The sequence below is a fragment of the Streptomyces sp. NPDC002889 genome (assembly GCF_042888425.1).
GTDB lineage: Bacteria > Actinomycetota > Actinomycetes > Streptomycetales > Streptomycetaceae > Streptomyces.
Genome location: NZ_JBIAPT010000003.1, coordinates 242,482 through 268,631, shown reverse-complemented (window position 1 = coordinate 268,631; position 26,150 = coordinate 242,482). Strand labels below are relative to the sequence as shown.

28 protein-coding genes are annotated in these 26,150 nt (G+C 72.7%); 20 read left to right on the top strand and 8 right to left on the bottom strand.

What is annotated here, in order from left to right; translation table 11 throughout:
* Nucleotides 1–2: 2 nt before the first annotated feature.
* From ACFYWI_RS06225 to ACFYWI_RS06190, 8 genes are all read left to right on the top strand, one after another.
* A complete protein-coding gene (locus ACFYWI_RS06225) occupies nt 3–170 on the top strand; it encodes a hypothetical protein (RefSeq protein ID WP_389225907.1) in 168 nt (55 codons plus the stop codon).
* A complete protein-coding gene (gene hisH / locus ACFYWI_RS06220) occupies nt 167–817 on the top strand; it encodes an imidazole glycerol phosphate synthase subunit HisH (protein ID WP_389225904.1) in 651 nt (216 codons plus the stop codon). The genes ACFYWI_RS06225 and hisH overlap by 4 nt, the downstream gene beginning before the upstream one ends.
* Nucleotides 817–1,551 (top strand): bifunctional 1-(5-phosphoribosyl)-5-((5-phosphoribosylamino)methylideneamino)imidazole-4-carboxamide isomerase/phosphoribosylanthranilate isomerase PriA, encoded by a 735-nt coding sequence (priA, locus tag ACFYWI_RS06215; protein ID WP_389225901.1) that lies wholly within the window; start codon nt 817–819, stop codon nt 1,549–1,551. Before hisH ends, priA begins: the two co-directional genes overlap by 1 nt.
* Nucleotides 1,548–1,958, top strand: coding sequence for a Rid family hydrolase (locus ACFYWI_RS06210; RefSeq protein WP_389225898.1), 411 nt, complete (start codon nt 1,548–1,550; stop codon nt 1,956–1,958). Before priA ends, ACFYWI_RS06210 begins: the two co-directional genes overlap by 4 nt.
* The gene (hisF, locus tag ACFYWI_RS06205; protein WP_389225895.1) at nt 1,955–2,710 is read left to right on the top strand and encodes an imidazole glycerol phosphate synthase subunit HisF; all 756 of its coding nucleotides are present in this window, start codon (nt 1,955–1,957) and stop codon (nt 2,708–2,710) included. The genes ACFYWI_RS06210 and hisF overlap by 4 nt, the downstream gene beginning before the upstream one ends.
* A gap of 213 nt (nt 2,711–2,923) precedes the next feature.
* Nucleotides 2,924–4,327: a PucR family transcriptional regulator gene (locus tag ACFYWI_RS06200; RefSeq protein ID WP_389225892.1), complete on the top strand. Its 1,404-nt coding sequence runs from the start codon at nt 2,924–2,926 to the stop codon at nt 4,325–4,327.
* 376 nt (nt 4,328–4,703) lie between these two features.
* A complete protein-coding gene (locus ACFYWI_RS06195; protein ID WP_389226306.1) occupies nt 4,704–5,291 on the top strand; it encodes a helix-turn-helix domain-containing protein in 588 nt (195 codons plus the stop codon).
* A 15-nt stretch (nt 5,292–5,306) separates the two neighbouring features.
* On the top strand, nt 5,307–6,566 hold the full coding sequence (locus ACFYWI_RS06190) for an MFS transporter (protein WP_389225889.1): 1,260 nt from the start codon (nt 5,307–5,309) through the stop codon (nt 6,564–6,566).
* Between the two features lie 374 nt (nt 6,567–6,940).
* Here ACFYWI_RS06190 and ACFYWI_RS06185 read toward each other — a convergent pair whose 3' ends face one another.
* Entirely contained in the window at nt 6,941–7,579 is a 639-nt protein-coding gene (locus tag ACFYWI_RS06185; protein ID WP_389225886.1) for a TIGR03085 family metal-binding protein, read from the bottom strand.
* 84 nt (nt 7,580–7,663) lie between these two features.
* On the opposite strand from ACFYWI_RS06185, the gene hisI reads away from it, so the two are divergent.
* The 11 genes from hisI (at nt 7,664) to lgt (ending at nt 16,853) form a co-directional block, all read left to right on the top strand.
* Nucleotides 7,664–8,032, top strand: coding sequence for a phosphoribosyl-AMP cyclohydrolase (gene hisI / locus ACFYWI_RS06180; RefSeq protein ID WP_389225883.1), 369 nt, complete (start codon nt 7,664–7,666; stop codon nt 8,030–8,032).
* An 11-nt stretch (nt 8,033–8,043) separates the two neighbouring features.
* A complete protein-coding gene (locus ACFYWI_RS06175; RefSeq protein ID WP_389225880.1) occupies nt 8,044–9,546 on the top strand; it encodes an anthranilate synthase component I in 1,503 nt (500 codons plus the stop codon).
* Complete coding sequence (locus ACFYWI_RS06170) at nt 9,521–10,192, top strand: TIGR02234 family membrane protein (RefSeq protein ID WP_389225877.1); 672 nt, start codon at nt 9,521–9,523, stop codon at nt 10,190–10,192. The genes ACFYWI_RS06175 and ACFYWI_RS06170 overlap by 26 nt, the downstream gene beginning before the upstream one ends.
* Nucleotides 10,193–10,298: 106 nt before the next feature.
* The gene (locus ACFYWI_RS06165) at nt 10,299–10,562 is read left to right on the top strand and encodes an HGxxPAAW family protein (protein ID WP_389225874.1); all 264 of its coding nucleotides are present in this window, start codon (nt 10,299–10,301) and stop codon (nt 10,560–10,562) included.
* Between the two features lie 92 nt (nt 10,563–10,654).
* Entirely contained in the window at nt 10,655–11,194 is a 540-nt protein-coding gene (locus ACFYWI_RS06160; RefSeq protein ID WP_389225871.1) for a DUF2752 domain-containing protein, read from the top strand.
* Between the two features lie 114 nt (nt 11,195–11,308).
* Entirely contained in the window at nt 11,309–12,118 is an 810-nt protein-coding gene (gene trpC / locus ACFYWI_RS06155; RefSeq protein ID WP_389225868.1) for an indole-3-glycerol phosphate synthase TrpC, read from the top strand.
* Between the two features lie 64 nt (nt 12,119–12,182).
* Entirely contained in the window at nt 12,183–12,407 is a 225-nt protein-coding gene (gene trpM, locus ACFYWI_RS06150; RefSeq protein WP_389225866.1) for a tryptophan biosynthesis modulator TrpM, read from the top strand.
* Between the two features lie 300 nt (nt 12,408–12,707).
* Nucleotides 12,708–14,000 (top strand): tryptophan synthase subunit beta, encoded by a 1,293-nt coding sequence (trpB, locus tag ACFYWI_RS06145; RefSeq protein WP_389225863.1) that lies wholly within the window; start codon nt 12,708–12,710, stop codon nt 13,998–14,000.
* 14 nt (nt 14,001–14,014) lie between these two features.
* Nucleotides 14,015–14,833, top strand: a complete 819-nt coding sequence (trpA, locus tag ACFYWI_RS06140) for a tryptophan synthase subunit alpha (protein ID WP_389226303.1) — start codon at nt 14,015–14,017, stop codon at nt 14,831–14,833.
* Nucleotides 14,834–14,897: 64 nt separating this feature from the next.
* Nucleotides 14,898–15,758 (top strand): DsbA family protein, encoded by an 861-nt coding sequence (locus ACFYWI_RS06135; RefSeq protein ID WP_389225860.1) that lies wholly within the window; start codon nt 14,898–14,900, stop codon nt 15,756–15,758.
* Nucleotides 15,759–15,833: 75 nt separating this feature from the next.
* Nucleotides 15,834–16,853 (top strand): prolipoprotein diacylglyceryl transferase, encoded by a 1,020-nt coding sequence (gene lgt / locus ACFYWI_RS06130; protein WP_389225857.1) that lies wholly within the window; start codon nt 15,834–15,836, stop codon nt 16,851–16,853.
* Nucleotides 16,854–16,933: 80 nt separating this feature from the next.
* On the opposite strand, the gene ACFYWI_RS06125 is transcribed toward lgt, so the two are convergent.
* The 7 genes from ACFYWI_RS06125 to ACFYWI_RS06095 all read right to left on the bottom strand — a co-directional run bounded on the left by ACFYWI_RS06125 (nt 16,934) and on the right by ACFYWI_RS06095 (nt 25,158).
* Nucleotides 16,934–17,734: an HpcH/HpaI aldolase/citrate lyase family protein gene (locus tag ACFYWI_RS06125; RefSeq protein ID WP_389225854.1), complete on the bottom strand. Its 801-nt coding sequence runs from the start codon at nt 17,732–17,734 to the stop codon at nt 16,934–16,936.
* Nucleotides 17,731–18,921 carry a CaiB/BaiF CoA transferase family protein gene (locus ACFYWI_RS06120; RefSeq protein WP_389225851.1) on the bottom strand — a complete coding sequence of 397 codons (1,191 nt, stop codon included), beginning with the start codon at nt 18,919–18,921 and terminating at the stop codon, nt 17,731–17,733. The genes ACFYWI_RS06125 and ACFYWI_RS06120 overlap by 4 nt, the downstream gene beginning before the upstream one ends.
* A complete protein-coding gene (gene rbsK / locus ACFYWI_RS06115; RefSeq protein WP_389225848.1) occupies nt 18,918–19,805 on the bottom strand; it encodes a ribokinase in 888 nt (295 codons plus the stop codon). The genes ACFYWI_RS06120 and rbsK overlap by 4 nt, the downstream gene beginning before the upstream one ends.
* A complete protein-coding gene (locus ACFYWI_RS06110; RefSeq protein ID WP_389225845.1) occupies nt 19,802–21,400 on the bottom strand; it encodes an ADP-ribosylglycohydrolase family protein in 1,599 nt (532 codons plus the stop codon). The genes rbsK and ACFYWI_RS06110 overlap by 4 nt, the downstream gene beginning before the upstream one ends.
* Nucleotides 21,397–22,563: an ADP-ribosylglycohydrolase family protein gene (locus ACFYWI_RS06105; protein ID WP_389225842.1), complete on the bottom strand. Its 1,167-nt coding sequence runs from the start codon at nt 22,561–22,563 to the stop codon at nt 21,397–21,399. The genes ACFYWI_RS06110 and ACFYWI_RS06105 overlap by 4 nt, the downstream gene beginning before the upstream one ends.
* Nucleotides 22,526–23,836: an ADP-ribosylglycohydrolase family protein gene (locus ACFYWI_RS06100; protein WP_389225839.1), complete on the bottom strand. Its 1,311-nt coding sequence runs from the start codon at nt 23,834–23,836 to the stop codon at nt 22,526–22,528. The genes ACFYWI_RS06105 and ACFYWI_RS06100 overlap by 38 nt, the downstream gene beginning before the upstream one ends.
* 293 nt (nt 23,837–24,129) lie before the next feature.
* Complete coding sequence (locus ACFYWI_RS06095) at nt 24,130–25,158, bottom strand: ADP-ribosylglycohydrolase family protein (RefSeq protein ID WP_389225836.1); 1,029 nt, start codon at nt 25,156–25,158, stop codon at nt 24,130–24,132.
* A 206-nt stretch (nt 25,159–25,364) separates the two neighbouring features.
* Between ACFYWI_RS06095 and ACFYWI_RS06090 the strand changes: the two genes are divergently transcribed.
* On the top strand, nt 25,365–26,093 hold the full coding sequence (locus tag ACFYWI_RS06090) for a VIT1/CCC1 transporter family protein (protein ID WP_389225833.1): 729 nt from the start codon (nt 25,365–25,367) through the stop codon (nt 26,091–26,093).
* Nucleotides 26,094–26,150: the final 57 nt, after the last annotated feature.

The following is a 26,150-nucleotide window of genomic DNA, read 5'->3' as shown; positions in this document are numbered from 1 at the left end:
CCATGACCGGTCTTTCCACCATCCTCATCGTCGTCGGGCTCTTCCTCGCGGGCGGTGTGTACTCCTTCTCCAAGCAGAAGCTGCCCAAGGGCCCGATCGTGCTGCTGTGCATCGCGTCGGCGATGTGTCTGCTCGCCGGTGTCCTGCGGATTCAGGGGATCTGGCAATGAGCGCATCGACGTCGCCGAAGAAGGTCGTCGTCTTCGACTACGGGTTCGGAAACGTCCGTTCCGCCGAGCGGGCGCTGGCCCGCGTCGGCGCGGACGTGGAGATCACCCGTGACTACGACACGGCCATGAACGCCGACGGGCTGCTCGTACCCGGCGTCGGCGCGTTCTCCGCCTGTATGGACGGCCTCAGGAAGGCCCGCGGCGAGTGGATCATCGACCGCCGGCTCTCCGGTGGCCGTCCCGTCATGGGCATCTGCGTCGGTATGCAGATCCTCTTCGCCCGCGGTATCGAGCACGGCATGGAGAGCGAGGGCCTCGACGAGTGGCCCGGGACCGTCGGCCCGCTGAAGGCCCCGATCGTCCCCCACATGGGCTGGAACACGGTCGACGCGCCCGCCGACAGCCGCCTGTTCGCCGGTGTCGACGCCGACGCCCGCTTCTACTTCGTGCACTCCTACGCGGTGCACGAGTGGGAGCTGGAGATCACCAGCGCCGCCATGCGAGCACCCCGGATCACCTGGGCCACGCACGGCGAGCCCTTCGTCGCCGCGGTCGAGAACGGCGCGCTGTGGGCCACCCAGTTCCATCCCGAGAAGTCCGGCGACGCCGGTGCCCAGCTGCTGACCAACTGGATCGAGACGCTGTAATGCCTTCGAACAACCTCGAACTCCTTCCCGCAGTCGACGTCCGCGACGGCCAGGCCGTCCGTCTCGTCCACGGTAAGTCCGGTACCGAGACCTCCTACGGCTCGCCGCTCGAGGCAGCGCTCACCTGGCAGCGCTCGGGCGCAGAGTGGCTCCACCTCGTCGACCTGGATGCCGCCTTCGGCACCGGCGACAACCGGGCGCTGATCGCCGAGGTCGCCGGCGCCATGGACATCAAGGTCGAGCTCTCCGGCGGCATCCGCGACGACGCCTCGCTCGCGGCGGCGCTCGCCACCGGCTGCACCCGGGTCAACCTGGGCACGGCCGCGCTGGAGACGCCGGAGTGGGTCGCCAAGGTCATCGCCGAGCACGGCGACAAGATCGCGGTCGGCCTGGACGTACGCGGCACCACCCTGCGCGGTCGCGGCTGGACCCGCGACGGAGGCGACCTCTACGAGACGCTGGCGCGCCTCGACTCCGAGGGCTGCGCCCGCTACGTCGTCACCGACATCGCCAAGGACGGCACACTCCAGGGCCCCAACCTCGAGCTGCTGAAGAGCGTCTGCGCCGCGACCGACAAGCCGGTCGTCGCCTCCGGCGGCGTCTCCTCGCTCGACGACCTGCGGGCGATCGCCGCGCTGGTCCCGGACGGAGTGGAGGGCGCGATCGTCGGCAAGGCGCTGTACGCCGAGGCCTTCACGCTGGAGGAGGCGCTCGAGGCGGTGTCGACGCGATGAGCGACGGCATCCGGCGCATCGGCTCCGGCGGTCCGTGGGAAGAGGCCTTCGGCTACTCCCGCGCAGTGGAGCTGCCGAACGGCCTCGTCCTGGTCTCCGGCAGTACGTCGGTCAAGGACGGTGCGATCCTCGACGGCGGCCCGTACGAGCAGGCGGTCAACGCCTTCAACGCCGCCCTGGCCGCGCTGGGCGAACTCGGCCTCGGCCGCGAGCAGGTGGTGCGCACCCGGATGTACATCACCCACGCCCGGGACGTCGACGAGATCGGCCGCGCCCACAAGGAGCTGTTCGACGCCGTCCGCCCGGCCGCATCGATGATCATCGTCTCCGGTTTCGTCGACCCGCGTCTGGTCGTCGAGGTCGAGGTCGAGGCGTACCGGCCCGGAGACAACGGAGGTGCCGCATGACCCTCGCGGTCCGAGTGATCCCCTGCCTGGACGTCGACAACGGACGCGTCGTCAAGGGCGTCAACTTCCAGAACCTGCGCGACGCGGGCGACCCGGTCGAGATGGCCAAGCTGTACGACGCCGAGGGCGCCGACGAGCTGACCTTCCTCGACATCTCCGCCTCGTCCGGCAACCGTGAGACGACCTACGACGTGGTGCGCCGCACCGCCGAGCAGGTCTTCATCCCGCTCACCGTCGGCGGCGGGGTGCGCAGCCCCGAGGACGTCGACAAGCTGCTGCGGGCCGGCGCCGACAAAGTCGGCGTGAACACCGCGGCCATCGCCCGCCCGGAGCTGATCCGCGAGATCGCCGAGCGCTTCGGCCGCCAGGTGCTGGTGCTGTCGGTCGATGCCCGCCGCACCGCGTCCGGTTCGTTCGAGGTCACCACGCACGGCGGCCGCACGGGCACCGGGATCGACGCCGTCGAGTGGGCGCACCGTGCGGCCGAGCTCGGGGCGGGCGAGATCCTGCTCAACTCGATGGACGCCGACGGCACGAAGGACGGCTACGACACCGAGATGATCGCGGCGGTGCGCAAGCACGTCACCGTGCCGGTGATCGCCTCGGGGGGCGCCGGGAAGCTCGCCGACTTCCCGCCGGCGATCGAGGCCGGCGCGGACGCGGTGCTGGCCGCGTCGGTGTTCCACTTCGGTGACCTGCGGATTTCCCAGGTCAAGGACACGCTGCGGCAGGCCGGTCACCCGGTCCGCTGACGGCATGGCCGGGCCCGGTCGTTCCGCGACCGGGCCCCGCGCCGCGGTGCTCACCCGGCCCGCGGAGGGACAGTTGTCGGACTGTGATGACAAAAGTGCGCAAACCTCTGGGTACCGACCGGGCGGTATGTCATTCTGCGTCGGTCAGGAACATCCGGCACGTCTCCGGTCCCTTTCCTCCCGGAGCGAGCCGAATTCGTGGAGGCCGCCGTCATGTCTCACGTCATACGCTCGCGCGTCCGGGCGCTGCCCGCGCCCTCGGCCGCGCCGCCGCGTCACCTTCGCCTGGTCGACGCGGAGGCGATCGCCGTACTGCACCGCGCGGCCCAGGTGCTCATGGACGACCTCGCCGGACTGACCAGCAGCCTCGTGGCGGCGCTGCGTGAGCAGGAGCCGGCCTACCGTGCGGTGATCGAGGCCGATCCCGCCGAGGTGTGGCAGGAGATCCATCGCTCCCTGCGGCACAGCGTCGGCTCGCTGCTCCGGCCGCGGGAGTCGCGGGACGCCGCCCTGCGCACCTCCTGGCGGATCGCCGAGTACCGGGCGGAGCAGGGCATGCCGCTCGACGCTCTGCTGCACGCGTTCCGGCTCGGCGGGGCGATTGTGTGGCAGGGCCTGGTGGACGAGACCGCCCGGCGCGACCCCGAGGACGTGCGGCTGCTCGTCCATGTCGTGGCCGACGTCTGGAACTTCGTCGACGAGCACTGCAGCCTGGTCGCCGAGGCCTACCGCCGGACGGAGCGCCAACTGGCCTGGCGGCGCGAGAACCGGCTGAGGCTGACGACGGCCGCCCTGCTGGACGGCACCCTCCGCATCACGGACCTCCCCGACGCGGCGGCGATGCTGGACCTCCCGGAGCACGCACGGTACGCGGTCGTGGCGGTGGCGGCGCTGCACCCCGCCCCGCTGGCCCTGCCCCCGGGCACCCGGGCGATCTGGCACGCGTCGGGGGACGAGGAGCTCGCGATCGTGCTGCTCGGCGAGGACGAGCAGGAGTCCGCGGACGCCGCCCCGGACCCGGCGGACCACCCGGGCAGCGGATGCGCGCCGTGGGTCGGGGGCCGGGAGCCGGACCGTGGGAGACACGACGCGAGACCCGGGCCGGGAGGGGCGGTCGGCGGCCCGGGGCACGCGCACGCTCGTCCGCGTACGGAACCCGCCGAACTCGCCGCCCGGCTGGCGCCACCGCCGGGGGTCCGTGTCGGCGTCAGTTCCGCCGTGACGGGGCTCGCCGCCCTCGGTGACGCCCGCAGGCTCGCGGGCCTCGCCCTGCGCGCCTGCGCACGCGACGGCGGAGTCGTCATCCTCGACGAGCATCTGCCGGCCGCGCTCGTCGTCTCGTCCCCCGCGCTGGGCACCGCGCTCGCCGAGCGGGTACTCGGTCCGCTCGACGGGGTCGATCCGACCGACCGGGAGCTCCTTGTGGAGACGCTCACGGTCTGGCTCGACGAGGACGGCTCCGCGCAGCGCGCCGCGGCCCGGCTCTACTGCCACCGCAACACCGTCCTCAACCGGCTGCGCCGCTTCGAACAGCTCACCGGCCGCAGTCTGTCCCGGCCGTCCGACGCCGTCGAGGTGTCGCTGGCGCTCACCGCGCGGCGGCTGCTCGACATCTGACGGACCGGCAAGTGTGCTGCCGTGCAACCCGGGAGGACCCCCGGCTGCGCGGCCCCTGCTGCTGGTCACCTCGCCGCTCGACCCGGTGGCAGGTGGTCCGCGGCACAGCATGCTCTTCGCCGTGGTCGCCCGCGCCGTTCCCTGGCGCACGAAGTCCGGCTCGCGGGCCGGACGGTGGCCGGAGTCGGTGCCGCCGTTGTGCTGCTCCCGGCCCGGGCGCGGCCGCAATCCGCAGGCGCCGCTCACGCTCTCGTTCGCCGAGGCTGTGCTGCCGCCGGTGCTGCTGCAGGCGCGTTCCGGCGCGGGCCGGCTTTCCACAAGAAATCTTGCGCAAATTATATTGCGCAAAATTCCTTTTCTATTTATCGTCGGGGACATGGCAGACAGAGAACTGCGCAGGATCACCGACATCGACACCCTCAAGGCTTTCGGCCACCCCCTGCGCATGAGGCTCTACCGGGCACTCTTCGTCGCCCGCACCGCCACCGCGTCCCAGCTCGCCGACCAGGTCGACGAAGCCGTCTCGCTCGTCAGCTACCACCTGCGCAAGCTCGCCGACCACGGACTCATCGAGGAGACCGAGCGGCAGGGCGGCGACGGCCGTGAGCGCTGGTGGCAGGTCGCGTCCGAAGGCCTGACCACGCACGACGAGGACTTCCGGGACGACCCGGCCGAGGCCGCCACCCACGCCGCCGTCTCCCGGCTGTCCTTCGAGCAGCGCAGCGAGCTCTACCGCGGCTACCTGGACGCCCGGTCCGCCTGGGACGCCGCATGGCGGTCGGCCTCGTTCAGCTCCGAGTACCTGCCGCGGCTGACCGCAGGCGAACTGGAGCGGCTCGGCACCGAACTGCACGAGCTGATCAAGAAGTACGACGCGATCGGGCGCGCCGCCGAGGAGGCGGGCGACACCGCCGGCCGCGAGAACGTCGCCCTGCACATGTACGGCTTCCCGTTCCAGCCCTGAAGGGACCGCCCCGGTATGTCCGTCGTGGACACCTCCGTACAGACGGCGAACACGCCACCCGCCGAGAAGCCCGCGTACCGCGACGCGAATGTGCTGCGCTGGCTCGGCGCCTACGCCGCGTCCGCCGTCGGCGACAGCATCTACTACCTGGCCCTGTCCTGGGCGGCCACCCGCAGCGGCAGCCCCGCACAGGCCGGCGTCGTCCTGGCGGTGAGCGCCGTGCCTCGCGCCCTGCTGATGCTCGGCGGCGGAGTGGTCGCCGACCGCATCGGCCCGCGCCGGGTCGTCATCGCCACCGATGCCGCCCGCAGCCTGATCGTCCTCGGCGTCGCCGCCCTGCTGCTCGTGGCCGCACCCGGGCTGTGGCTGCTCGCCGCCGTCGCCGTGGTCTTCGGCGTCCTCGACGCCGTGTTCATGCCTGCCGTCGGCGCCCTCCCGCCGCGGATCGCCCGGCCCGGACAGCTCGCCAGGATCCAGGGCATGCGCGGTCTCGCCTCCCGCGCCGCCACCGTCGTCGGCGCGCCGCTCGGCGGCATCGCGGTGGCGCTCGGCGGCTCGGCGACCGCGTTCGGCCTGGCAGGTCTGCTGTTCGCGCTCTCCGTGCCCCTGCTGCTCGCCGTACGGATCACCCCGCTGCCCGGCGACGACGCGGGCCGGCCCGAGGCCACCGCGCTGCGGGACCTGGCCGACGGGCTGCGGTACGTACGCCGCCACCGGATCCTCGCCCCGCTGCTCGTCGTCATCGCCCTCGGCGACCTGGGCTTCGTCGGCCCGCTGAACGTCGGACTCGCGCTGCTCGCCGACGAGCGGGGCTGGGGCGCGTCCGGCATGGGCTGGATCCTCGCCGGGTTCGGCATCGGCGCGGGCGCGACCGCGCTGCTGCTGGCCGTACGGGGCCGGGTGCCGCGCGCCGGACTGCTCCAGGGGCTCGTCCTGACCGTAGGCGCCTCGGCCCTCGCGGGCCTCGCGCTCGTCCCGTCCCTCATGGCGGCGGTCGCGGTGGCCGTGATGATCGGGCTGCTCACCGGGCTCAGCGGCACCGTGTGCGGCGCGCTGCTGCAGACCCGGTCCGACCCCGCCTACCTCGGGCGGGTCACCTCGCTCGCCACCTTCTTCAGCCTCGGCCTCGCCCCGCTGAGCTTCCCCGTCACCGGCGCCGCCGTGGGCCTGTGGGGCACCACCCCGGTCTTCGCGCTCAGTGCGGCGATCTGCGCGGCCGGCGGGGTGTACGGGCTGTGCTCCAGGGACCTGCGCCGCGCCGAGCTGCCGCGCTGACCGGCGCGATCGACGCTCAGCGCTGCCAGTCACGGCCGAGAAGCGCCGGACCCGCGCCCCCGGTCACCGTCGGCCGCGCCCGGCAACGGAGGGCGTCGCCGGCGCCCTGGTGGGGCTCATCCCGCCACAGGCCCGGTCACCGTCGATCCGCCGCCACGGCCCGGATGCACGCACACCCCGGTCACCGGTCCTTGTGGTCGCCGCGGCCCGGATGCGCACCCCGGCGCCGTCCCGGGGCAGCGAGGCCGCCGTTGCGGGGAGACCGGGTGGCTCGGCGCCCCGCGGAGCACCCCCGTTTCCGCACCCCGCCGGGCGGCTGGGGCGACCGCCTCGGCGACCTGCGGAGCACCCCGCACGGAGCGGGAACGCGGCCCTTACATCCACACCCCGAGCGCGGCCTCCCGCACCCGGGCGATCGCGTCCTTGTCACCTTCCAGGTCCACCCGGGCCACGTCCTGCCGCCCGAACGCGAACAGTGTCAGCTCGCCCGGCTCCCCGGTCACCGTCACCACCGGGGTCCCGCGGTGGGCCACCGCCGTCTGACCGTTCGGCCGGCGCAGCACCAGCCCGACCGGCGCCCGGCGCCCGAGCAGCCGGGCCGCCTTCTCCAGCCGCGCCCACAGCACGTTCTCGAAGATCTGGTCCAGCTCGCGCGGTGTCCATTCGGGCTGCGCCCGCCGCACGTCCTCCGCGTGCACGAAGAACTCGAGGGTGTTCGCGGCCTCGTCGATCAGCTTGATCCCGTACGGCGACATCCGCGGCGGACCTGTACGGATGAGCCGGATCAGCTCGTCGTACGGCCTGGCCGCGAACTCCGCCTGCACCCGCTCCATACGGTCCTTGAGCACGCCGAGCAGTACACCGCCCGCCGCGTCCGGCCGCCGTTCGCGCATCACCACATGGGCGGCGAGCTCCCGGGTCCGCCAGCCCTCGCACAGGGTGGGTGCCTCGGGGCCCGCCGCCTCCAACAGATCGGCGAGCAGAAGCCGCTCACGCTTCGCATGGGTCGACATGCTCGCCAGCGTACGACCGGTCCCCGCGGTCCGCACAGTGGACGCACCGCCCGCAGAGCCGTCCCGGCACGGCACAATGGCCTGATGACCAGCAGTGTCCCCGCAAGCGCCCTCGACCCCGCCGTCGCCGCCCGCCTCAAGCGCAGCGCCGACGGTCTGCTTCCCGCCATCGCCCAGCAGTACGACACCGGTGAGGTGCTGATGCTCGGCTGGATGGACGACGAGGCGCTGCATCGCACCCTGACCACCGGCCGCTGCACCTACTGGTCCCGCAGCCGCCAGGAGTACTGGGTCAAGGGCGATACTTCCGGCCATGTCCAGCACGTCAAGTCCGTCGCCCTGGACTGCGACGCGGACGCCGTGCTCGTCAAGGTCGACCAGGTCGGGGCCGCCTGCCACACCGGGGACCGCACCTGCTTCGACGCCGACGTGCTCCCGCTCGTCGGCGAGTAGGGTCGGACGCCATGGATCTCGAGACGTTCCGCAAGCTGGCCGCCGACCGCCGCGTCATCCCCGTCACCCGCCGTCTCCTCGCGGACGGCGACACCCCCGTCGGGCTCTACCGCAAGCTGGCCGCCGAACGCTCCGGCACCTTCCTGCTGGAGTCGGCGGAGAACGGCCGCTCCTGGTCGCGGTACTCCTTCATCGGTGTACGCAGCGCGGGCACGCTCACCGAGCGCGAGGGCAGGGCGCACTGGCTCGGCACACCGCCCGTCGGCGTCCCCACGGACGGTGATCCGCTCGCCGCCCTGCGCGCCACCGTCGAGGCCCTGCACACACCGCACGACCCGGCCTCCGGACTGCCGCCCTTCACCGGCGGCATGGTCGGCTACCTCGGGTACGACATCGTGCGCCGGCTCGAGAAGATCGGCCCCGGCGAACGCGACGATCTGCGGCTGCCCGAGCTGACCATGCTGCTCACCTCGGACCTCGCCGTACTCGACCACTGGGACGGCACCGTCCTGCTGATCGCCAATGCGATCAACCACAACGACCTCGACACCGGTGTCGACGAGGCGCACGCGGACGCCGTCGCCCGCCTCGACGCGATGGAGGCCGACCTCGCCCGGCCACTGGCCTCCGCGCCCGCCGCGCTGCCGCCCTCCGAGCTGCCGGCCTTCTCCGCACTGTGGGGCGGCGAGGACTACCAGGACGCCGTCGAGGACATCAAGGAACGCATCCGGGCGGGCGAGGCCTTTCAGGTGGTGCCGTCCCAGCGGTTCGAAACCCCGTGCACGGCGAGCGCACTGGACGTCTACCGGGTGCTGCGGGCCACCAACCCGAGCCCGTACATGTACCTCTTCCGCTTCGACGGTTTCGATGTCGTCGGCTCCAGTCCCGAGGCGCTGGTCAAGGTCGAGGACGGGCACGCCATGCTCCACCCGATCGCCGGCACCCGGCCGCGCGGCGCCACCCCGCAGGAGGACCAGGCGCTCGCCGAGGAACTGCTCGCCGACCCCAAGGAGCGCGCCGAGCATCTGATGCTCGTCGACCTCGGCCGCAACGATCTGGGCCGGGTGTGCGAACCGGGCAGCGTCGAGGTCGTCGACTTCATGTCGATCGAGCGGTACTCGCACGTCATGCACATCGTCTCCACCGTCACCGGCAAGGTCGCCGACGGCCGTACGGCCTTCGACGTACTCACCGCCTGCTTCCCCGCGGGCACCCTCTCCGGCGCGCCCAAGCCCCGGGCGATGCAGATCATCGACGAGCTCGAGCCCTCGCGGCGCGGGCTCTACGGCGGCTGCGTCGGCTATCTGGACTTCGCGGGCGACTCCGACACCGCCATCGCCATCCGTACCGCGCTGCTGCGCGACGGCACGGCCCATGTGCAGGCCGGAGCGGGTGTGGTCGCCGACTCCGACCCGGTCGGCGAGGACACCGAATGCCGTAACAAGGCAGCCGCGGTGCTGCGTGCCGTCCACACCGCCAACCGCCTGAATGCCGGGCGGACCGGTAAGGGATAGTGGACGCGTGACTGCTGTACCCGTACCCCAGCCCCGCTCCGCGGCCGCCTCCGCCGGTGAGGGCAGCCGCCGCAGCCTGGCCGCCGCCCTTCTCCTCGGTGGCGTGGGCGCGACCGTTGTGCTCCTCGCCTCCGGCCAGATCTGGGCCGAGGGCACGGCAGCGGTCGGCGGCGGAAGCGTTTCGCTCGACGCCGACGGCGGCGATGTCACCGGTGTTCCCACCGCGCTGGCCATCGTCGGTCTCGCCGCACTCGTCGCCGTGTTCGCGGTCCGCAGCGGCGGCCGGATGCTTGTCTCCGCACTGCTCGCCCTGAGTGGCGCGGGCGCGGCCGTCGCCGCCACCCTCGGCGCGTCGGACAGCGACGCACTCGACGAGAAGGCCGCCCGGACCACCGGCGACGCCGCAGCCACCATCGACGCGCTCACCCATACGGCCTGGCCCTACGTGACCGCCGCCGGCGGTCTGCTGATCCTGCTCGCGGGCCTGCTCGCGCTGCGGTACGGCAAGCAGTGGCCCGCCATGTCCGGCCGCTACGAGCGTGACGGCAGCCCGCGGCCCCGCAAGACGGCCGTCGTCGACCCCGACCGGCCGGAGGACCTGTGGAAGGCTCTCGACCGGGGCGAGGACCCGACGCGCGAAGCGTGACCCCCTGATCACGCCGACGTCGGCGTACGGGACAATCAGTGGTGAGCGTCCGGCTCAGCACAGCGCACCAGCTCACGACAGAGCACCAGATACGAGGAGCATTCTCATGGCGGGCAGCAGCCACGGACACACCCCGGCCGCCTGGACCGGTGTCATCATCGCCTTCATCGGCTTCTGTGTCGCAGGCGTCTTCATGGTGGCGGACAACCCGGTCGGCTTCTGGGCGGGCATGGCCGTCATCCTCATCGGCGGTGCCCTCGGCGGTGCGATGAAGCTCGCCGGCCTCGGTACGCCGAACGAGCCGGACGCCGTGGTGCAGGCCAGGGCGAACGCCGCCCGCTCCGAGGCCGAGGCCGAGAGCGTCGCCTGACCCGGCTTTCCTGGAACTTGTCATCGGGCGCGGCCCGGCAGGGCCGGGCTGCGCCTTCACGTGCCGGCGGAGAGAATCACGGGGTGGACGCCATGCCTTCCTCCACCGACCCGGCCCAGGGGCCGGGCGGCCCGGCCTTCGAGCCGAGTGCGACGCACGAGTCCGCCGGTTCCCCGCAGGCGCTCGGCCACCCGGTTCCCCATGTCCCCGGCCCGGCCCGCGGGCCGCGGGCGGTTCCGTTCGCGCGGCGGATCGCCATGCCGATGGCGGCCATCGCCTCGGTCGCCGCGGCCTTCGCGTACGTCGGCACGGTCGATCCGAATGAGCCCGGCCACTACCCGGTCTGCCCGCTGCTGCGCTTCACCGGCATCTACTGCCCCGGCTGCGGCGGGCTGCGCAGCGCGCACGCGTTCATCCACGGCGATCTGGCCACCGCGCTCGGCTCCAACGCCGTCGCGGTCGTCGGCTACGGCATCTTCGCCGTGGTGTGGGTGATGTGGCTGATTCGCGCCGCTGGGGGCAGGCCCCTGCGGATCTCGCTCACGCCTGCCTGGTGGTGGTCCGCCGGCGGGGTTGTACTGATCTTCAGCGTGGTGCGGAACCTGCCGTTCGGCTCGGCGCTCGCTCCATGAGTTCCAGTCCGTGGGACAGCCGACGGCCGGATGTGAGCCCGGCGCCCTCCTGCGGATACCATCGACATGGCTGATCCTGAACCATCATCACCCTCCCGGAAGGGGGCCGCTCGCGTGAGTGTGCTCGACGAGATCATCGAAGGTGTGCGCGCCGACCTGGCAGAGCGGCAGGCGCGTGTCAGCCTCGAAGAGCTCAAGGAGCGCGCCGCCAAGGCACCCGCGGCCAAGGACGGCGTCGCCGCGCTGCGCGGCGAGGGCGTCAAGGTGATCTGCGAGGTCAAGCGCTCGAGCCCGTCCAAGGGCGCGCTCGCCGCGATCGCCGACCCCGCCGGACTCGCCGCGGACTACGAGGCGGGCGGCGCGGCCATCATCTCCGTGCTCACCGAAGAGCGCCGCTTCGGCGGATCGCTCGCCGACCTGGAAGCCGTCCGGGCCCGGGTCGACATCCCGGTGCTGCGCAAGGACTTCATCGTCACCGCGTACCAGCTGTGGGAGGCCCGTGCGTACGGAGCCGACCTGGTACTGCTGATCGTGGCCGCCCTGGAGCAGGAGGCCCTGGTCTCCCTGATCGAGCGGGCCGAGTCCATCGGTCTGACGCCGCTGGTCGAGGTGCACGACGAGGACGAGGTCGAGCGGGCCGTCGCGGCCGGTGCGAAGATCATCGGTGTCAACGCCCGCGATCTGAAGACGCTCAAGGTCGACCGGTCCACCTTCGAGCGGGTCGCCCCGGAGATCCCCGCGAGCATCGTCAAGATCGCCGAGTCGGGTGTGCGCGGTCCGCACGACCTGATCGCCTATGCCAACGACGGCGCCGACGCCGTACTCGTCGGTGAGTCCCTGGTGACCGGCCGTGATCCCAAGTCGGCGGTGGCCGACCTGGTCGCCGCGGGTGCCCACCCGGCGCTGCGGCACGGGCGGGACTGACCCGGCCATGACGCACCGTCGCCACTGCCTGCCGCCCCTGGGCTCGCGCCCGGGGGATCTCGGCATGCACGCGTCGACGGTCGGACAGCCCGCGACGGGAGCGCGCACCGCGGCCTGCGGCGCTGCCGGAGCCCCTCGTGACCCCTACGCCCGGCTCGCCCGCGGCTGCCGTCCACGCGGCTGCCGCGCGCCGGCCCGGCGGGTGCACGGACGGCGGGTCCGGTACGTGATCGGGGACGAGCCCGGCCAGGTCAACGGCATGCGATGGCGCCGGAGCGCGCGCGCCTAGGCCCTGCCTGGTTCTCCGAGCGGGTTGCGCCGAGTTCGGCACGGCCGGGCTCTGCCGCGGCGGCCTGTCGCCGTCGCGACGGTCCTTGCCCGGGCAGAGGCCGCCCTCGCGACAGGGCTGTCCGCATGATGAGACGGCTGCCGCGAGCACGGCCGAGGTGCTGGGCACCTTCGATCCGCCGCAGCGGCGGTCGTCCGGCACCGCGACCCGCACCGGTCGGCCGACCGCCGGTGGCGTGCGCGCACACACCGTGACCCCGTCAGACCTACACCCAGGGCACAACGCCCCTGCGAGGTTCGCATGACCAGCGAGTTCTTCATTCCCGACCCCGACGGTCACGTCCCGAGCGCCGAGGGCTACTTCGGCGCCTTCGGCGGCAAGTTCATCCCCGAGGCGCTCGTCGCCGCGGTCGATGAGGTCGCCGTGGAGTACGACAAGGCCAAGACCGACCCGGCTTTCGCCGCCGAGCTCAACGATCTGATGGTCCACTACACGGGCCGCCCGAGCGCGCTCACCGAGGTGCCTCGCTTCGCCGAGCACGCCGGGGGCGCGCGGATCTTCCTCAAGCGCGAGGATCTGAACCACACCGGCTCGCACAAGATCAACAACGTCCTTGGGCAGGCCCTGCTCACCAGGCGGATGGGCAAGACCCGGGTCATCGCGGAGACCGGCGCCGGCCAGCACGGCGTCGCCACCGCGACCGCCTGCGCCCTGTTCGGCCTCGAGTGCACCATCTACATGGGCGAGATCGACACCCAGCGCCAGGCCCTGAACGTGGCCCGGATGCGGATGCTCGGCGCCGAGGTCGTCGCGGTGAAGTCCGGGAGCCGCACCCTCAAGGACGCCATCAACGAGGCGTTCCGCGACTGGGTCGCCAATGTGGACCGCACCCACTACCTCTTCGGCACGGTCGCGGGCCCCCACCCCTTCCCCGCCATGGTGCGCGATTTCCACCGCGTCATCGGTGTGGAGGCACGGCGGCAGATCCTGGAGCGCGCCGGACGGCTGCCGGACGCGGCCGTCGCCTGCGTCGGCGGCGGATCGAACGCCATCGGACTGTTCCACGCCTTCATCCCCGACGCCGGTGTGCGTCTGATCGGGTGCGAGCCCGCCGGGCACGGCGTCGAGACCGGGGAGCACGCGGCCACCCTGACCGCGGGCGAGCCCGGCATCCTGCACGGCTCGCGCTCCTACGTGCTCCAGGACGAGGAGGGCCAGATCACCGAGCCGTACTCGATCTCGGCCGGGCTCGACTACCCGGGCATCGGGCCCGAGCACTCGTACCTCAAGGACATCGGGCGGGGCGAGTACCGCGCGGTCACCGACGACGCGGCGATGCAGGCCCTGCGGCTGCTGTCGCGCACCGAGGGCATCATCCCGGCCATCGAGTCCGCGCACGCGCTGGCGGGCGCGCTGGAGGTGGGCCGGGAGGTGGGCAAGAACGGGCTGATCCTGATCAATCTGTCCGGACGCGGCGACAAGGACATGGACACGGCGGCCCGCTACTTCGGGCTGTACGACACCGACGCCCAGGTCGAGGCCGATGCCTCCGCCGAGAACGGCGCCGCGGAGATCCAGGGGGACGCGAAGTGAGCGGGACCGTATCGATGACCGGCGGGAAGCGCCACCTGCTCAGCGACACCCTCGCGGCGGCGAGGGCGGAGAACCGGGCCGCACTCATCGCGTACCTCCCGGCCGGGTTCCCGACCGTCGACGGCGGTATCGAAGCGGTCAAGGCCGTCCTGGACGGCGGCGCCGACATCGTGGAGGTCGGACTGCCGCACAGCGACCCGGTCCTCGACGGCCCCGTCATCCAGACCGCCGACGACATCGCCCTGCGCGGCGGAGTCAGGATCGCCGACGTGCTGAGGACGGTCCGCGAGGCCCACGCGGCCAGCGGCAAGCCCGTCCTGGTGATGACGTACTGGAACCCGGTCGACCGCTACGGCGTCGAGCGGTTCACGGCCGAGCTGGCCGAGGCGGGCGGCGCCGGGTGCATCCTGCCCGACCTGCCGGTCGAGGAGGCCGGACTGTGGCGGGAGCACGCAGAGAAGCACGGTCTTGCCACCGTCTTCGTCGTCGCGCCCAGCAGCAAGGACGCCCGGCTGGCCACGATCACGGCGGCCGGTTCCGGCTTCGTCTACGCGGCGTCCCTGATGGGAGTGACCGGTACGCGTGAGTCGGTCGGCGAACAGGCCCAGGACCTGGTACGCCGCACCCGGGCCACCACCGACCTGCCGGTCTGTGTGGGACTGGGCGTGTCCAACGCCCGCCAGGCCGCCGAGGTCGCCTCCTTCGCGGACGGTGTGATCGTCGGGTCCGCCTTCGTCAAGCGGCTGCTCGACGCGCCCGACCAGGGTGCCGGTCTCGCGGCCGTACGGGAGCTGGCGGCCGATCTCGCCCGGGGCGTGCGCCGGGAGCAGTAGCTCAAACGGGTGGAAAGCGGACCGGGGAGGCGTGCTGCATGCCTCCCCGGTTCGTTTGCGGGACGTGAGCGAGAATCAGCAAGGACAGCGGAGCGCACGCGAGCGTCTCCGGCGGGAACGCGAGTTGGACAAGGCGCGCGACAAGCGCCGCCGGACCGTGATCGTGGCCGCCGCCGTGGTGGGCGTACTGGGTCTGGCCGCCGTGGTCGGCCTGATCGCCGCCAACGCCGGGAACGACTCGGGCGGCGGGTCCGACGAGGGCCCCCTCCTCGCGCCGGCCGGTGTGCAGGGCAAGGACCAGTTGGCGATCCCGGTCGGGGCCAAGGACGCGCCCTCGACCCTCACCGTGTGGGAGGACTTCCGCTGCCCCGCCTGCGCCGCGTTCGAGAACGGGCTGCGGGACACCCTCCATGAGCTGGAGCGGGACGGGAAGATCAAGATCGAGTACCACCTCGCCACGATCATCGACGGGAACCTGGGCGGCACCGGCTCGCTGCGCGCGGCGAACGCGGCGGCGTGCGCCCAGGACGTCGGCAAGTTCGTGCCGTACCACGACGTCCTCTACATGAACCAGCCGCCGGAGACGAACGACGCCTTCGCCGACAACCGCAAGCTCATCCAGCTCGCGGGCAAGGTGAAGGGTCTGGACACACCCGAGTTCCGCAGCTGTGTCGAGGAAGGCCGGCACGACGCCTGGGTGAAGAAGTCGAACGACGCCTTCATGAGCGCGGGCTTCGGTGGTACCCCGACCGTGCTGCTCAACGGCGAGGCGATCTTCCCGAAGAAGGGCGCCGAACAGATCTCCGTCGCCAATGTGCGCAAGTGGGTCGAAGAGGCGAACAAGGGCAAGAAGCCCGGCACCGAACGGCCTACTCCGAGCCCGGCTTCCGGGGCCGGTCGCAGCCCCGCCGCCTCCGCCTCCTGAACCGCTGCCCGTTATCCAGACGTTGCCGGGTGGGTTGCCGTACGGTCCACCCGGCAGGGTAGCGTCGGTCCTGCCATGGACCTTGCCTACATTCCCAGCCCGTCGACCGGAGTGATCCACCTCGGACCGCTCCCGCTGCGCGGCTATGCCTTCTGCATCATCATCGGCGTCTTCGTGGCCGTCTGGTACGGCAACAAGCGCTGGATCGCCCGGGGCGGCAAAGCCGGCACCGTGGCCGACATCGCCGTGTGGGCCGTGCCCTTCGGTCTGGTCGGCGGCCGGCTCTACCACGTGATCACCGACTACCAGCTGTACTTCAGCGAGGGTGAGAACTGGGTCGACGCCTTCAAGATCTGGGAGGGCGGCCTCGGTATCTGGGGCGCCATCGCCCTGGGCGCGGTCGGCGCCTGGATCGGCTGCCGCCGCCGGGGCATCCCGCTGCCGGCGTACGCGGACGCCATCGCGCCCGGCATCGCCTTCGCCCAGGCGATCGGCCGCTGGGGCAACTGGTTCAACCAGGAGCTGTACGGCAAACCGACCGATCTGCCCTGGGCCCTCAAGATCACCGAGGGCACGAACCGCGAGGCCGGTCTCTACCACCCGACGTTCCTGTACGAGTCCCTGTGGTGCATCGGCGTCGCGCTGCTGGTCATCTGGGCCGACCGGCGCTTCAAGCTGGGCCACGGCCGGGCGTTCGCGCTGTACGTCGCGGCCTACTGCGCCGGCCGCGGCTGGATCGAGTACATGCGGGTCGACGAGGCGCACCATGTGCTGGGCCTGCGGCTGAACGTGTGGACGTCGATCCTCGTCTTCGCGCTGGCGGTGGCGTACATCGTCATCTCGTCGCGGCTGCGTCCGGGGCGCGAGGAGGTCGTCGAGCCGGCGGCCGTGGATCTCGCGAAGCCGAAGGCGGCGGCTGACGGTGATGAGGCCGAGGCCGGAGACAAGGCCGATGCCGAGACCGGGAGCGAAGGTGCCGAGGACGACGCGGCAGCGGGCGCCGAGCCCGAGGCCGGGGATTCCGGGCACGTGGAGGGCAGGAACAAGGCCGCGGACGGCGCGGACGCGGACGCGGAGTCGGCCGGGAAGAGCTGACGCGCGGGCTGAGTGAAAAGACCGCCGGAACGAACCGTTCCGGCGGTCTTCGCCTTTCCTGACCACGTGGGGGCAGGAGCTCAGGACACCTCGCGCCGGGCGAGGGCGAGGGTGCGCTGCGCCGCGGCGACGATGGCGGCGTCGACGAAGCGGCCGTCCGGCAGGGCGAGCGCCCCCGCGTCGTCGGCGGCCGCCTTGACGATCTCCTCGGCCGCCTCGATCTCCTGCGGGGTCGGGCGGAACGCCCGCTCGATGACCGGGAGCTGGCGTGGATGGATGGCCGCGCGGCCGAGGAAGCCGATGGCACGGCCATGGGTGCAGGACTCGTAGAGGCCGTCGAGGTCGAGGATGTCCGGGAAGACCGACTGGGTCGGGGGCGTGAGTCCGGCGGCGCGGGCGGCGACGACGATACGGGTGCGCGGCCAGTCCAGTCCGGCGGCACCGCGTACGCCGAGGTCGGCGCGTAGATCGGCCTCGCCCAGGGCGATGCCGGACAGGGCCGGGTGGGCAGTGGCGATGGCATACGCGTGCTCGATGGCGAGCGCCGATTCGAGGAGCGCGTACAGGGGGATGCCCGGCGCCCGGGCCGCGATCTGCTGGATGTCGGTGGCGTATGCGACCTTGGGCAGACGCAACGCGCTCAGGCCCGGCAGTTCGGCGAGGGCCTCGATGTCATGGGGGGTGTTGATGCGGACATGGACCGGGAGTGGCTGGGGCGAGGACAGGAGTTCGGCCGTGGCGTCCAGGGCGTACTCCTTGCGGCCGAGGGCGACCGCGTCCTCCAGATCGACGATCACGACGTCGGCCTCGGAGACGAGCGCCTTGTGCACGACGTCGGGGCGGTCACCGGGGGCATACAGCAGGGTGAGGGGGAGGGTCATAGCGCGCCTCGGGTGCGGAGTGCGGTGATGTCGGCGGGGGTCAGGCCCAGTTCGGCGAGGACCTCGTCGGTGTCGGCGCCATGCGGGCGGCCCGCCCAGCGGATGGCGCCGGGGGTCTCGGAGAGCCGGAAGAGGACGTTCTGCATACGCAGCGGGCCGAGTTCGGGGTCGGGTACCTCGGTGATGGTGTCCAGCGCCTTGAACTGCGGGTCGTCCATGACATCGCGGACGTCGTAGACGGGTGCGATGGCCGCCTCGGCCTTCTCGAAGGCGGCCAACGCGTCCGTGCGGGTCTGGCGGGAGATCCAGCCGCCGACCGCCTCGTCGAGTACGTCGGCATGGTCGGCGCGTCCGCTGCCGGTGGCGAACCAGGGTTCGTCGGTCAGTTCGGGGCGGCCGACCAGATGCATGACCCGTTCGGCGATGGACTGGGCGGAGGTGGAGACGGCGAGCCAGCAGCCGTCGGCCGTGCGGTAGATGTTGCGCGGGGCGTTGTTGCGGGAGCGGTTTCCGGTGCGCGGCTGGACATAGCCGAGCTGGTCGTACCAGAGCGGCTGTGGTCCGAGCACAGCCAGGATCGGCTCGATGATCGCCATGTCGACGACCTGGCCGCGGCCGGTCGTGGCCCGGGCAGTGAGCGCGGTCATGACCGCGTAGGCGGTGGCGAGTGCGGCGACGGAGTCGGCGAGGCCGAACGGCGGCAGGGTGGGCGGGCCCTGGGGCTCGCCCGTGATGGCGGCGAAGCCGCTCATGGCCTCGGCGAGCGTGCCGAAGCCCGGGCGGTGGGAGTAGGGGCCGAACTGTCCGAAGGCGGTGACGCGGGTCAGTACGAGGCGGGGGTTGGCGCCGCTCAGCTCGTCCCAGCCGAGGCCCCATTTCTCCAGGGTGCCGGGCCGGAAGTTCTCGATGATCACATCGGCGGTCGCGGCCAGACGCAGCAGTGTCTCGCGGCCGCCGGGCGTGGACAGGTTGAGGGTGATGTTCCGCTTGTTGCGGCCGAGCACCTTCCACCACAGGCCGACGCCGTCCTTGGCGGGACCGTGCCCGCGGGAGGGGTCGGGTTTGGCGGGATGCTCGATCTTGATCACCTCGGCGCCGAAGTCGCCGAGCATGGTGGCGCACAGAGGGCCGGCGAAGAGGGTGGCGAGGTCCAGCACACGGAGGCCGTCGAGCGGCGGCGGGGTCATGAGGCGGCGTCGATCTCGGTGCGGTACGGCATGGACGAGGAGGCTCCGGGTCGTTGGACGGAGAGGGCGGCGGCCGCGGAGGCCCAGGCCAGGGCCTGCCGGACGGGTTTGCCCTCGCCGAGCGCGACGGCGAGGGTGCCGGCGAAGGTGTCACCGGCGGCGGTGGTGTCGACGGGGGTGACCCGCGGGGCGGGCACGGTGAAGGGGTCCGTGTCCCGGGCGGCGTACAGACAGCCGGCCGAGCCGAGCGTGATCACGACCTCGGGGACAAGCCGCAGCAGTTCCTCGGCGGCCCGGTGCGGATCCGTGACCGCGGTCAGGGCGGCGGCCTCGTGCTCGTTGGGGACCAACAGGTCGGTGACCGCGAGGAGTTCGGGCGGCAGGGGCTGGGCGGGGGAGGGGGTGAGGACGGTGCGCACCCCGTGCCTGCGGGCGGCTTCGGCACCGTCGAGCACGACGCTGAGGGGGAGTTCGAGCTGGAGGAGAAGGGTGTCGGCGGTGGCGATGAGGGCCTCTTCACCGGGGGCGAGGGCGGTGACGGTGCCGTTCGCTCCGGGGATCACGACGATGGAGTTGCCGCCCTCGTCGTCCACGACGATATGGGCCGTGCCGGAGGGGCCCTCGGCGGTGCGGAGCAGATCGGTGTCGACGCCGGACGAGACGAGCGTCTGCCGCAGCCGGGTGCCGAAGTCGTCCGCGCCGACCGCGCCGAGCATGGTGACGTCCCCTCCGGCACGGGCGGCGGCCACGGCCTGGTTGGCACCCTTGCCTCCGGGGACCGTACGGAACTCGCGCCCCGTGACGGTCTCTCCGCGCTTCGGCGCGTTCGCGACATAGGCGACGAGGTCCATGTTGGTGCTGCCGAGCACCACGATGCCGGTCATGGGCGAAGAGCCTCCTGGTGCGTGAGACGGGCGAGGGTGTCGAAGCCGATGCCGTCGAAACCGGCGACCGAGGTGGCGAGCCGGTTCTTCAGAGGGGCGGTCCAGCGGTCGGGCAGGGCGCCGGGGTGGCCGGCGAGCAGCCCGGCGAGGGAACCGGCCGTCGCCCCGTTGGAATCGGTGTCGAGCCCGCCGGAAACGGCACGGCAGACCGAGCCGCTGAAGTCGCCGTCGGCGTGGGTCAGGGCAGCGGCGAGCAGAGCGGCGTTGGGGACGGCATGGACCCAGTGACAGCTGCCGTACGCGGCGTGGATCCGGTCGACGGCGTCATCGAAGTCGGCCTCCTCGCAGGCCGCTTCGACGCCGAAGCGGACGGCGCGGGCGAGCCGGGAGCGGGGCGGGACGACGGACAGCCCGGCGGCGATGGACTCATGCACATCCGCGCCGCCGCCGGCCGCGCGGGCGATGGCTGCGGCGACGAACATCGCGGCGTACACGCCGTTCGCGGTGTGGGTCAGCGCCGCGTCCCGGTACGCCTGCGCGGCGGCCGCCACGGGGTCGCCGGGATTGGTCCAGCCGTGCACGTCGGCGCGGATGGCGGCGCCGATCCACTCCCGGAAGGGATTGCGGTGGGTGGCGGTGAGCGGGGGCTCGAGCCCGCCGAGGAGATTGCGGTAGGCGACGCGCTCGGCGGTGAACGTCCGTCCGGCCGGCAGCTCGTCCAGCCACAGCCGTGCCACGTCCTCGGTGGTGAACGCCCTGCCGTGGCGCTGGAGGAGGAGCAGGTTGAGGAGGGGATAGTTGAGGTCGTCGTCCTCGGGCATCCCGTCGATGTTCTCGGCGAGGGAGGTCGTGGCGCTGCGCCGGTTCCAGGGATGTGCGGCGGCGAGCTCCGGGGGCAGGCCCTTGGCGGTGAACCAGGTGGCCAGGGGCCAGTTGCCGGTGGCGCGGGCGAGGCCGCGGATGGCGTGGAGAGGGAGCTTCTCCACGGGCTTGCCGAGAAGACAGCCGACGGCGCGGCCCAGCCAGGCGGCATGCAGGGCGTTCTCCCCCACCGGCGTGGCGGGGCCGCGGCTTCCCGAATCCGGGGCCCCGGGGCCCCGTGGCCGCGGCGCAACGCGCGAGGGCGCAGGGTTCGGTGCGGGGCGCGGGGGCGCACCGGCCTGTGATGTGTGGGCGGGCTCCGGGGGCGGGTGGGGCCCGGCGCCTCGGGCCTGTGCTCCGCGGTGAGCCGGGGGTGGGGTCCGGGGTCCGTAATCTCCCGGCGCTCGCGGGGGTCCCGGGCTCGGTGCGGGGGGTGGGACTTCGGGACGCGAGGTGGTGCGGCAGGTCTCGAGGATGGCCGTCAGCCCCGTCGGCTCGTCCTCTGCCAACGGGGAAGGCAGCCCCGCCAGTTCGTCCAGGAGCTCCAGCGCCAGGGCCCGTAGCTCCGGTGGGGGCGGGGCCGGGGACGCGCCCGCGCCGGGCGGGGCGGGGGAGCCTCCCGCCCCCAGCCAGCGGGCGCGGATGCGCGACACGTCGCGGCCGTCCTCGTCCGCCTGACGCAGTTCATGGCCGATCAGGTCCTCGGGCTGGACCCAGGTGAGACGAAGGCTCATCGGGCGTCCGTCAGGAGGGCGAACGCCGCTTCGTGGGCGCGGCGGCGTTCCATGTCGCGGGTGAAGATCTCCCGGGTCACCGCCGACAGTTGGGCGGCCGGTTCGTGCAGGTCGACCCGGCTCGCCTCGGCGACCTGTTTGGCCCAGCCCTCCGGAACCGCCGCCGCCCCGTGCAGCGCGCCCGCGATCGCCCCCGCCATCGTGGCGATCGAGTCGCAGTCACGGCCGTAGTTGACCGACGACAGCACCGTGCCAGGGTAGTCGCCGTTGTTGACCAGGAGCATGCCCAGCGCGATGGGGAGCTCCTCGATCGAGTGCAGACGGGACGGGCGGCGCGCTCCGAGCGAGGGGGAGCGGTAGTCGGGGCCGACCGTGTCGAAGGGGGCGATCGCCGCCCGGAGCGGGACCAGCGCCGATTCGAAGTCCGTGTGGCGGGCGGCGGCTTCGGCCACGGACTCGATCGCCGCCTGGGTCCCGTCCTTGGCCACGGACAGGGCCGTGTCGACGATGGTCGTGGGGGTGGCGCCCGGCACGCACGCCGCCGCGACCGCCGCCGCGAGGACTCCGGCCGCCTCCCGCCCGTACGAGGACTGGTGCGCCCCCGCGATGTCGACGGCCTCGGCGTAGGCGGCGGTCGGATGCGCCGCGTTGACCAGGCCCACCGGGGCCATGTACATCGCCGCGCCGCAGTTGACGATGTTGCCCACGCCTGCCTCGCGCGGGTCGTGGTGCCCGTAGTGCAGCCGGCTGACGATCCACTTCTCGGCGAGGAAGATCCGTTGGAGCGGGAGCGCCTCGGCCTCGAGTTCCGGGATCCAGCGCGGGGTGGAGATCAGGTCGGGGACCAGGTGGTCGGCGACGGAGTACGCGTCGAGGTGGTCGCGGACGGACGTGTACACCCGGATCAGCGCGTGGGTCATCAGGGTGTCGTCCGTGATGTGCCCGTCGCCCTTGTGGTACGGGGCGATCGGCCGGGCCGTACGCCACTGGTCCCCGTGCCATGGGCCGACGATTCCGTGGACGCGGCCGCCGTGCCGTTCCACGATCTGTTGGGGGGTGTAGCCCTCTACGGGGCCGCCGAGCGCGTCACCGACGGCTGCTCCGACGAGGCTGCCCGTGATCCGGTCATCGAGTGCGAGCGTTTCGACTGTCGTCGTCGTCATGTCGGAATTGTCCACCAGGAGCGGTCAGTTCCGTGTGTGCGAGGAGCCCGGCGAGTTCCACGAGATCCGTACCGGCGAGACGGGGGAGCGCGCAGCCGGCGAGGGTGCGGCAGGCATCCCGCCAGGTGACGGGTACGCAGTTGCCGCCGCCGAGCGCGCCGGTGAGCGCTCCGGCCAGCGCGGGCGCGGAGTCGGCGACCCGGGAAAGACAAGCGGCCGCGGGCACGGCCTCCGCGACCCGGCCGCGTGCGGCGGTTGCGACGGCGAGGGCGACCGGGACGGTCTCGGCGGCGGCGATTCCGTAGCTGTAGACGTGGTCCACGATCTGGTGCTCGAGGAGGGGGACGAGTTCGAAGGCGCCGTTCGCGGCACGGGCGAGCTTGACCGCGTGGTGGGAGTTGCGGCCGATCTCGCTGGCCTCGGGGAGCTCGGCGAGAGCCGCGTCGACGGCGTCGTCGACGCACGCGCCGCCGAGCGCGGCTGCCACGGCGGCGGCCATGGCGCGGGCGCCGTGGACCCCGTCCCCGTCCTGGGTGTAGCGGGCGTCGAACTCCGCGAGTACCGCGGCCGCGGCCGGGTCCCCGGCATGGACGACGGCCAGTACCACGGCGCGTACGCAGGCGGCGTCGTCGAAGTAGTGGGGGTTGTCGTGACCGGTGGCGGGCGGCCGCAGCCCGGTGGCGAGATTGCCGAGTCCGGCGCGTACGGAGATACGGGCGCGCAGGGGCAGTACGGCGGATTCGACCTCGGGGGCGGCCTCGGCGGCCGCGGCGACCTGGGCGGCCAGGGAGTTCCATGCGAGGTCGATGGCGGAGCGCATACGTCGGCCGGGGGGCAGACCGCGGAAGTGCTCGCCCGCCGCGGTGAGCACGGTCCGGGCGGCGAACGCGGCCCACTCGGCGTCGTCGGAGGGACCGAGGCGCAACGGCTCGGGGGGCTGATTGAGAGCGATGGGGACAGGCAGGGTCGTCGTGGCGTTCTGCTCGGCGAAGGTGTCGAGCTCGCGGGTCAGTCGCCGGGTCCACTCGGGCATCCGGGCAGCGCGGTGCCGGGCCGCGGGCCAGCCGGCGGCGTCCCCGGCGGCCAGCCCGAGGAGGAGGCCCTCGATACGGGCGCGGCGGGTGACGGGGGCGGGGTGGGCGGGTGAGGGAGCCACGCCCCGTACGAGGGTCACGACCGGGACGGGGGAGAGGGTGCGGTCCGTCCCGGGCGGGCAGGGGTGCGCCCGCTGTGTGTCCGGGCGGGCCGGCCGCAGGCGGGGAAGATCCCCCACGGCGCGCTCTCCCAGGGCTTCGCCCGGGAGGTACCCCCATCCCGAGACGGGTGGCCGGCCCTCCCCGCCGGGGGTTTCGACGAGTGCTTCGTACGTGTGCGGGGGGTGTTCCCTGGTTTCCTGGGGACCTTCGTGCCGGTGCGGGCGGTGCTCCTGGGGCTCTCGCGGCGCTTCGCACGGGTCGGGGTCCGGGCCCATGCCGCCCCGAGAGGGGGCCGGGGCCCCTGAGGGCGTCTCGTCCGGGCACGTGGCGGGCAGCGGCGGCGTGCCCGGGGAGTCCAGGGGGCGTGGCGTCATGACAGGGCCTCGGGGTCGTCGTCCGGGGTGAGCAGGTCCGCGATGTCCAGGACGTGGTGGCCCCGCATGGAGGGGAGGCAGCTGCCCCGTACGGGGCCGATAGCGGCCGCCCAGTCCTCCGGGATCGCGCAGGCTCCGGACATCGCACCGGCCAGCGCGCCCGCGACCGCCGCCGTCGTGTCGGCGTCGCGGCCCATGTTGACCGCGGTGAGCACGGAGGTACGGAAGTCTCCCCGCGCCGCCGCGAACGCACCGAACGCGAGCCCCACCGCCTCGGGCGCGAGGTCGGTCCACGGGTAGCCGCCGATGACCACGGTGGAGCGCACGGTCCGTTCGCGGGTGAGGGGGTCGGGATCGGTGCAGCCCGCCGCGACGATCGCGCGGCGCATGGAGCGGGCGGTCCAGGAGTCCATGGGGACGACGGACAGCGCCGCGCCGATCACCCCGGCCGGGCCCGCGCCCGCCATCGCGGCGGCCACTCCCGCGGCCACGGCCTGGCCGCCGTAGATGCCTTCGCCGTCGTGGCTGACGCAGCCGTCGATGGCGACCAGCCGGGCCGCCTCCGCGGGGCGGCCGGCCGCGAAGACGCCGAAGGGTGCGGCCCGCATGGCCAGGCCGTCGCTCCAGGCGTGGCGGTGCTGGGCCGAGATCGGGGCGGCGAGGCCCCTGCGGAGGTTCTCCAGTGTGCCGCGTTCGCTGAACCCCGCTCCCCGGAACGGCCCTTCGTCGAGATCCGCGATCCACTCGTGCCACGCCGCCTCGACGTGTGCGACGGTCAGCGCCGATCCGTGTCTGGCGAGCAGCAGCCCGGAGAAGATCGCGTACTCCGTGTCGTCGGTTCCTGCCGGGTCGTCGCTCACGAAGCCTTCGATACGGCCCCACCGGCGGCGGATCTCCGACGGCCGCATGTTCTCCGCGGGCGCCCCGAGCGCATCACCGACGGCCAGCCCCAGCAGCGCGCCGCGGGCCCGTTCCCTCAGGGCGGCCGATTCGGAAGGGTCGGGATCGCATGCGGTCAACTCCAACGCGTCACCCCTTTCGCGAGCGGTGAGCCTGTTCCTGGATCTGTGCCACGTGCGTCGCGCCGCGAGCCGGAGGAAACGTTTCTTCACCCGCCTGACTCCAAGTAAGTAAAGCCTGCCTTGCTAGCGCGCCCCTTACATCGCGCGTACTTTCGAGGGTGTTGGAGGGGGCGGGGCAGGTGAGCCCGTCGCTGGAGAAGGGGAGAGCTGTGTCCATCATCGAAACCGAGGCCACGCTTCACGAGGCGCACCGTGACAACCACACCCACCGTGATGTCAACGGAGGCTGGCTGCGTCCGGCGGTGTTCGGGGCGATGGACGGACTCGTCTCCAACCTGGCCCTGATGACCGGTGTCGCGGGCGGTGCCGGCTCCCAGCAGACCATCGTCATCACGGGGTTGGCCGGACTGGCCGCGGGCGCGTTCTCGATGGCTGCCGGCGAATACACCTCCGTCGCCTCCCAGCGTGAGCTCGTCCAGGCCGAACTGGACGTCGAACGGGCTCAGTTGCTGAGGCACCCGGTGGACGAGATGGAGGAGCTGGCCGCGCTGTACGTGGCGCGCGGAGTCGAACCGCCGCTCGCCCGGGAAGTGGCGATGCAGCTCTCCAGGGACCCCGAGCAGGCGCTGGAGATCCATGCCCGGGAGGAGCTCGGCATCGACCCCGACGATCTGCCGTCGCCGGCCGTCGCGGCGGTCTCGTCATTCGGCTCGTTCGCCGTGGGCGCGCTGCTTCCGGTGCTGCCGTACCTGCTCGGCGCGAGCATGCTGTGGCCGGCGGTGCTGCTCGCTCTGATCGGGCTGTTCGCCTGTGGCGCGCTGGTGGCCCGGGTGACGGCGCGCAGCTGGTGGTTCAGCGGGCTGCGGCAGCTGCTCCTGGGCGGGGCGGCGGCGGCGTTCACGTACGGCCTGGGCATGCTCATCGGCGCGGCGGTCTGAAGGCCGGGGCGGCCACACCGCCCCCGCCGCACCGCACCCCCACCGCCGCACCGGTCC